This window comes from Roseateles sp., from assembly GCF_049240545.1.
Lineage (GTDB): Bacteria > Pseudomonadota > Gammaproteobacteria > Burkholderiales > Burkholderiaceae_C > Paucibacter_A.
The window spans coordinates 22,178-28,833 of record NZ_JBMLSK010000208.1; the positions used below are offsets into that span (position 1 = coordinate 22,178).

The 6,656-nt window shown below is 63.4% G+C and carries 8 protein-coding genes and 1 pseudogene; 7 read left to right on the forward strand and 2 right to left on the reverse strand.

Annotation, left to right across the window (positions count from 1 at the left end; translation table 11 throughout):
• Positions 1 to 52: 52 nt before the first annotated feature.
• The 6 genes from ACOVRJ_RS13250 to ACOVRJ_RS13275 all read left to right on the forward strand — a co-directional run bounded on the left by ACOVRJ_RS13250 (position 53) and on the right by ACOVRJ_RS13275 (position 4,638).
• Entirely contained in the window at positions 53 to 1,600 is a 1,548-nt protein-coding gene (locus ACOVRJ_RS13250) for a protein adenylyltransferase SelO (protein ID WP_422044321.1), read from the forward strand.
• Positions 1,597 to 2,013, forward strand: a complete 417-nt coding sequence (gene msrB / locus ACOVRJ_RS13255; protein ID WP_422044322.1) for a peptide-methionine (R)-S-oxide reductase MsrB — start codon at positions 1,597 to 1,599, stop codon at positions 2,011 to 2,013. Before ACOVRJ_RS13250 ends, msrB begins: the two co-directional genes overlap by 4 nt.
• A gap of 80 nt (positions 2,014 to 2,093) precedes the next feature.
• Positions 2,094 to 2,756, forward strand: coding sequence for a septation protein A (locus ACOVRJ_RS13260; protein WP_422044323.1), 663 nt, complete (start codon positions 2,094 to 2,096; stop codon positions 2,754 to 2,756).
• Complete coding sequence (locus ACOVRJ_RS13265) at positions 2,753 to 3,025, forward strand: BolA family protein (RefSeq protein ID WP_422044324.1); 273 nt, start codon at positions 2,753 to 2,755, stop codon at positions 3,023 to 3,025. Before ACOVRJ_RS13260 ends, ACOVRJ_RS13265 begins: the two co-directional genes overlap by 4 nt.
• An 80-nt stretch (positions 3,026 to 3,105) precedes the next feature.
• Complete coding sequence (locus ACOVRJ_RS13270) at positions 3,106 to 3,903, forward strand: peptidylprolyl isomerase (RefSeq protein WP_422044325.1); 798 nt, start codon at positions 3,106 to 3,108, stop codon at positions 3,901 to 3,903.
• 183 nt (positions 3,904 to 4,086) lie between these two features.
• Complete coding sequence (locus ACOVRJ_RS13275) at positions 4,087 to 4,638, forward strand: DUF2062 domain-containing protein (RefSeq protein ID WP_422044326.1); 552 nt, start codon at positions 4,087 to 4,089, stop codon at positions 4,636 to 4,638.
• A 46-nt stretch (positions 4,639 to 4,684) separates the two neighbouring features.
• Here ACOVRJ_RS13275 and ACOVRJ_RS13280 read toward each other — a convergent pair whose 3' ends face one another.
• Positions 4,685 to 5,380 carry an ABC transporter ATP-binding protein gene (locus tag ACOVRJ_RS13280; RefSeq protein ID WP_422044327.1) on the reverse strand — a complete coding sequence of 232 codons (696 nt, stop codon included), beginning with the start codon at positions 5,378 to 5,380 and terminating at the stop codon, positions 4,685 to 4,687.
• A 24-nt stretch (positions 5,381 to 5,404) separates the two neighbouring features.
• On the opposite strand from ACOVRJ_RS13280, the gene ACOVRJ_RS13285 reads away from it, so the two are divergent.
• Positions 5,405 to 6,067: an arylesterase gene (locus ACOVRJ_RS13285; protein WP_422044334.1), complete on the forward strand. Its 663-nt coding sequence runs from the start codon at positions 5,405 to 5,407 to the stop codon at positions 6,065 to 6,067.
• A gap of 12 nt (positions 6,068 to 6,079) precedes the next feature.
• On the opposite strand, the pseudogene ACOVRJ_RS13290 reads toward ACOVRJ_RS13285, so the two are convergent.
• A pseudogene (locus ACOVRJ_RS13290) lies at positions 6,080 to 6,656 on the reverse strand (hypothetical protein); the annotation flags it as partial.

Below are 6,656 nucleotides of genomic sequence, written 5' to 3' on the forward strand. Positions count from 1 at the left end.
CCACAAAGCCCCAAGCCCACGAAGGCCTGGGGGGCCTGACTACACTGCCGCTATGCCTGCATTCCCTGCCTCGTCCACCCTTCCAACTCGCCTGCCCATCACGGCCTCCGGCCCTGCCGACGCCGCGCAATGGCTGAATCGCTACGCCGAACTGGGCCCCGCGTTTTCAAGCGAATTGCCCCCCTCCGGTCTGCCCCAGCCCGCATGGGTGGCACGCAGCGCGGCCTGTGCCGAACAGCTGGGTTGGGCCGATGATTGGTGGAGCCAGGAAGACGGACAAGCCCTGCAAGTCCTCAGTGGCAATGCCCTCTGGCCCGGCATGCGCCCCTTGGCCAGCGTCTACAGCGGCCATCAGTTTGGTGTTTGGGCGGGTCAGTTGGGCGATGGTCGGGCCCACTTATTGGGCGAGGTCCAAACGGCCAGCGGCCCGATGGAGATTCAACTCAAGGGCGCTGGCGCTACGCCCTACTCACGCATGGGCGATGGCCGGGCCGTGCTGCGCTCCTCGATCCGGGAGTTTCTTTGCTCCGAAGCCATGGCCGGTTTGGGCATTCCCACCACCCGCGCCTTGGCCCTCACCGCCTCCAGCAGCCTGCCGGTGCGGCGCGAAACCTTGGAAACGGCGGCCATCGTCACCCGGCTAGCCCCTAGCTTTTTGCGCTTCGGCCACTTCGAACATTTCGCACACAGCGATCAACACCTCGAGTTGCGCCGGTTGGCTGACTTCTTTATCCAGCATCACGCGCCCGAGTGTCTTGAGGCTGGAGTTGAAAACGGTCAGCCCTATGTGGCCCTGCTCGAAAAAGTCACGCGACAAACCGCCCGCTTGCTGGCCGACTGGCAAGCCATCGGCTTTTGCCACGGGGTGATGAATACCGACAATATGTCCATGCTGGGCCTGACGCTGGATTACGGACCCTTCGGCTTCATGGACGGCTTCAACCCGGGCCACATCTGCAACCACTCCGACCATCAGGGCCGTTATGCCTTCGCGCGCCAACCGAATATGGCGTTCTGGAACCTGCATGCGCTGGCTCAAGCCTTGATGCCTCTGATCGATGGGCCACGCGAAGCGGCAGGCGAAGCGCTGCTACAAGCCCTGGAGGCCTACAAAACCGACTTCCCTTCTGCCCTGCTGAGCCGCATGCGCACCAAGCTGGGCCTGCGCAGCGAACATGAGGACGATGGCCGCTTGATCGACGACTGGCTCAAGCTGATGGCCGCCTCACGCGCCGACTACACCCAGTCCTTCCGTCGGCTCGCCTCGCTGACCCAGCAGGACGATCCAGCGCGTCTGCGCGACCTGTTCATCGATCCGCAAACCCTGGCCGACTGGCTGGCGCGCTACCGCATGCGCCTGCAGGCTGAACACAGCCTCGACACCGAGCGAGCGCTGCAGATGAAAGCCTGCAACCCCTCGGTCGTGTTGCGCAATCATTTGGCCGAAGGCGCCATCCGATTGGCCCAGCAAGGTGACTTCAGCGAAACCGAACGCTTGCTGAAAGTTTTGCAGCGGCCCTTCGACGAAGCTGAGCAAGCCAGCGACGCCGCACTCCCGCCCGACTGGGCCCAAACCTTGGAGGTCAGCTGTTCATCATGAGCGAATCCGATAAAACCTACCCCGTTGCCAAGACCGATGCCCAGTGGCGTGCCGAACTGGACCCGATGCAGTACCAAGTGGCGCGCCATGCGGCCACCGAGCGCGCCTTCAGCGGCAAGTACTGGGATCACTTCGAGAAGAATGGCCTCTACAACTGTGTCGGCTGCGGCACGCCGCTGTTTGAGCCCGACACCAAGTTCGACGCCGGCTGCGGCTGGCCCAGCTATTGGGCCCCCCTCAATGCCGAGGTGATCGAGCGCGTGGTGGACCGTTCACACGGCATGGTTCGGGTCGAGGTGCGCTGCAATCAATGCGGCTCACATCTGGGCCATGTATTCCCCGACGGCCCCGAGCCCACCGGCGAACGCTTTTGCATCAATTCCGCTGCGATAGACTTCGCCCCCAAACCCTGAGGGCTTGACGGGCCAGACCGCCGGAGCGCCACGGTGTGACGCACCGAAGCCGGTGTTCCCCTTTTTGAAGCCCGCTGCGAATGAAGCTCTTCCTCGATTTTCTGCCGCTGATCCTGTTCTTCGGCACCTTCAAGTACGCCGAATCACACAAGGAATGGGCGGCGGCTTTTGCCACCGAGCATTTCGGCTTTCTGGTCTCGGGCGGCAGCGTCGGTCTGGAAGAAGGCCCCGTTTTGCTGGCCACGCTGGTCGTGATGCTGGCCACCTTGACGCAAGTCTTGATCATCAAGCTGCGGGGCAAGAAGATTGATCTGATGCTCTGGATCAGCCTGGGCCTGGTGGTGATCTTGGGCGGCGCCACCGTCTGGTTTCACAACGAGACCTTCATCAAATGGAAGCCCACCGGCCTGTACTGGGCCATGGCCCTGGTGTTCTGGGCCTCACAAGCGTTCTGGGGCAAAAACCTGATCAAGACCATGATGGGGGCCGAGTTGCAGCTTCCCAGTCTGGTTTGGCTGAACCTGAACCGCGCCTGGGTGCTGTTTTTCGCCAGTATGGGTGCGCTCAACCTCTATGTGGCCTACAACTACTCGACCTCCGCTTGGGCCAACTTCAAAGCCTTTGGCACCACCGGCCTGATCCTGGTTTTCACCGTGGCTCAAGGCCTTTACCTGAGCCGCCACCTGCCTGACCCATCCGACAAGGATGGAGGCGACACCCCACAAGAAAGCAGCAAACCATGACACCCAAAGCAAGCATGCAAGAAATGGAAGCCCGCTTGCGCAGCAGCCTGGAGCCCAGCGCGCTGGAATTGCAAGACGACAGCCACCAGCACGCTGGCCACGCTGGCGCCAAAGAAGGCGGCCACTACAGTCTGCGCATCGTCAGCGCCCGCTTTACCGGCCTTAACCGAGTGGCCCGGCATCGGCTCGTATATCATTGCCTGGCAGAGTTGATGCAACAAGGCATCCATGCGCTGGCGATTGACGCACGCGCACCGGACGAAGCCTGAAACATCGAGTTCCGCACCCTATTGCCCTTCGAGCGCCCTCACAGGCGCCATTTTTTTAGCCCAACCAAGCGCCTATCTCCATGAAGAAGAATTTGTTCGCCGCTGTGGCCCTGTCCGCCGCCCTGCTGCCGCTGTCGGCCAGCGCGCAAAACATCGCCATCGTCAACGGCAAGCCGGTGCCCAAGGCCCGTGCCGAACAGCTGATTGCCCAGGTCACCAAGTCCGGCCAGCAGCAGCGTTCGCCGGAGTTGGAAGCTCAGGTCAAGGACGAAGTTGTGCTGCGCGAGATCTTCTTGCAAGAAGCCGAAAAGCGCGGCATCCCCGCCAGCGCCGACTACAAGGCCCAGATGGAAATGGCCCGTCAGAGCATTCTGATCCGTGAGCTGTTCGCCGACTACGCCAAGAAGAACCCGGTCAGCGACGCCGATGCCAAGGCCGAGTACGACAAGTTCAAGGCCCAGAACAGCGGCCAGGAATTCCGCGCCCGCCACATCCTGGTGGAGAAGGAAGACGAAGCCAAGGCCCTGATCGCTCAAATCAAGGGCGGCGCCAAGTTTGAAGACCTGGCCACCAAGAACTCCAAAGACCCCGGCTCGGCCGCCAACGGTGGCGATCTGGACTGGGCCAATGGCAACAGCTATGTGAAGGAATTCACCGAAGCCCTGACCAAGCTGCAAAAGGGCGAAATGACCCAAGAGCCCGTCAAGTCGCAGTTCGGCTTCCACATCATCAAGCTGGAAGACACCCGCGAAGCGCAGTTCCCCGCTTTCGATGACGTCAAGGCTCAAATCCTTCAGCGTCTGAACCAGCAAAAGATTGGCGCCTACCAGCAAGAGCTGCGCAGCAAAGCCAAGACCGACTACAAGTTCGCAAACTAAGTCCCTTTGGGGGGCCGGCCTTGCCCAGAAGGCAGGTTCTGGCCTCCACTGTTTTCTTGCGTTCCCTGTGGGTGGGGACTTGCTAAAGGCAAACACCACCCCCAAGTGCTGACATCTCCCAACCCGCGCAGCGCCACCCTTGGCCGCACGGGTTTTTTGATATTCGCGACCTAGGAATTTTGCTTGGCTGCTTCCCGACTGGCTCGTCGAATACTGCCGCACCCGGACACCTTGGCCCAGACTCAGGGACTGAAGTGGTTGGGCCGCTACCTGGCTCCGCGCCCCTGGTTATGGGTGGCCCATCGCCGCCGCGTCGCCATGGGGGTCGCGGTCGGCATTGCGGTCGGCGTGATTCCCCTGCCCACGCAGATGCTGCTGGCGGCCTTGATGGCCATCGTGTTTCGCGCCAATGTGGCCGCAGCCGTGGCCGCCACCTGGCTGACCAACCCGTTCACCCTGGTGCCGATCTGGAGCTTGGCCATCGCGCTGGGTCGCATGGCCTCGGGCCACACCGGCCCGATTGCGACCCCGGAGATGTTGGCCATCGACTGGACCCAACCCTCGACCTGGTGGCCATCGCTGTGGGCCAGCATCCAATCATTGGGCGAGCCCTTGCTGATCGGCCTGCCGCTGGCCAGCCTGGTGCTGGGCGCGCTGGCCTATCTGCTCGTGTACTTTGGCTGGTGGGCCGTGATCAAGGGCGAGCGCTGGCGCCGTCTGCGCAAACGCCGCTGAGCGCGACTAGCGCCCGGCCGCCGAACTTGCGGCGTCCCGGCCTGCTTTAGACGCCGCTGGCGTCCTTGACCTCAGCCGCCAAGCCGCCTGCCTCGATCCGCAATTGCCGCTGGCAGCGCTGTGCAATGGCAAGGTCATGGGTGACCAGCACCAGCGTCGTGCCGACCTCGCGATTGAGCTCAAACATCAACTCCATCACCGCGGCACCGGTGGCGAAGTCCAAGCTGCCTGTCGGCTCGTCGGCCAAGAGCAGGGCCGGCCGCATCACAAAAGCGCGCGCCAGCGCCACCCGCTGCTGCTCCCCGCCCGAAAGCACGCGCGGGTAATGTCCCAAACGCTGCGACAGCCCCACCCGGCCCAGCATCTGCGTGGCCAAAGCCCGTGCATCGCGGTCACCGCGCAGTTCCAAAGGCAGCATCACGTTTTCCAGTGCCGTCAAATTGGGCAGCAGCTGAAAGCTCTGAAACACAAAGCCCAATTCGGCGCCACGCACAGCGGCGCGCTGATCTTCATTCAGGGCAAACAAGTCCTGCCCGCGCAAACACACCGTGCCACTGCTGGGCGTATCCAGCCCGGCCAAGATCGCCAGCAGCGTGCTTTTGCCGGAACCCGAAGCCCCCACAATCGCCACAGATTCCTGCGCCGCCAGGGTGAATGAGATGTCGTGGAGAATCGTCAACTCGCCGCTGGCGTCTTGAACACGCTTGCCGACTTGATCGACTTCAACAATTTTGACTGCCATTGAACGGGAACCCTGGTGAAGACACTGAGACGACGAGATTGTGGGGCCTACTTTAGCGCCTTGGCCTTTGCAGCCGCATTCACCAGCGCAGGGTCAGGTCTTGCCAATGCTTCAGCAGCCAAGTCAGCGCCCGTGCTATTGATCGTAGGCGACAGCCTGTCGGCCGAGTACGGTTTGGCGCGCGGGCATGGCTGGGTGGCGCTATTGGAGCAACGCCTGCGCGAGCAAAAGCTGCCGCATCAAGTGATGAACGCCAGCATCAGCGGTGACACCACCGCCGGCGGGCGAGCCCGCCTGGGGGCGCTGCTGCAGCAGCACAAGCCCGCTGTCGTGGTGATTGAACTCGGCGGCAACGACGCCTTGCGCGGCCTGCCCCTGTCAACCACACGCGAGAACCTCACGGCCATGAGCCAAGCCGCCAAGAAGGCCGGCGCCAAGGTCGTGATGGTTGGCATGCAAGTGCCGCCCAATTACGGCGTCAGCTATGGGCGCGAGTTCGCGAGCCTGTTCGAACAGGTCGCCAAGGCGGAGAAAACCGCCTTGGTGCCCTTCTTGCTGAAAGGCGTGGCCGATCGCCCCGACGCCATGGACTGGTTCCAGCCCGATCGCATCCACCCATTGGCCAAGGCTCAGCCGGTCATGCTGGATCAGGTCTGGCCGGTCTTGAGGCCGCTGCTGACCCGCTGAGCACGTCTCGGATCAGCGTTCCACCTCGCCGCGGCGGCGCTCACCCCCCAAGCGCGGATTGTCTTCAGCGCGCCCGCGCCGAGGGCCGGCGTCATCGCCCCGTGCCTGAGGCGCCTGCTGGACCTGCGGCGGCCGGGCGGGTTCAAAAGAGGGACGCTGTATCTGCGGCGCGGCAGGCATGTCCATCGCTCGGGGTCGCTCCACAGACCGTTCGATGGAACGCTCTTGGCTGCGCTCCTGATGCCGCTCCGAATGCCGCTCAAAGCCCGGGTTACGACTCGGGCCATAGCTGCGTTCAGGGATGGATTCGGCCGGACGCTCCGCAGTGCGACGGGCTTGGTCGGCTCGCTCCTCTCGGAGCGCGCGCTCAAGACGCTCGGCGCGATCGGCCCGTTCCAGCCGCTCCACTCGCTCGCGTGACTCGTCCCGCAACTGCGGCTGCGGCTGCGGTGGCTGCTGCGATATAGGCCCCTGCTCATCACGTCCGCGCCACGCTGAATCCGGCACCGGACGCGCCGGCGCCACGACGGGCGGGTTGCTGCCGCCCGAGGCCACCGGAGGCACCGGGGGCACCGTCACTGCGGCCGGG

Bases quoted from the DNA above. Each gene is read 5' to 3' on its own strand.
- ACOVRJ_RS13250 (WP_422044321.1), top strand. From the start codon at position 53: ATGCCTGCATTCCCTGCCTCGTCCACCCTTCCAACTCGCCTGCCCATC.
- msrB (WP_422044322.1), top strand. From the start codon at position 1,597: ATGAGCGAATCCGATAAAACCTACCCCGTTGCCAAGACCGATGCCCAG.
- ACOVRJ_RS13260 (WP_422044323.1), top strand. From the start codon at position 2,094: ATGAAGCTCTTCCTCGATTTTCTGCCGCTGATCCTGTTCTTCGGCACC.
- ACOVRJ_RS13265 (WP_422044324.1), top strand. From the start codon at position 2,753: ATGACACCCAAAGCAAGCATGCAAGAAATGGAAGCCCGCTTGCGCAGC.
- ACOVRJ_RS13270 (WP_422044325.1), top strand. From the start codon at position 3,106: ATGAAGAAGAATTTGTTCGCCGCTGTGGCCCTGTCCGCCGCCCTGCTG.
- ACOVRJ_RS13280 (WP_422044327.1), bottom strand. From the start codon at position 5,380: ATGGCAGTCAAAATTGTTGAAGTCGATCAAGTCGGCAAGCGTGTTCAA.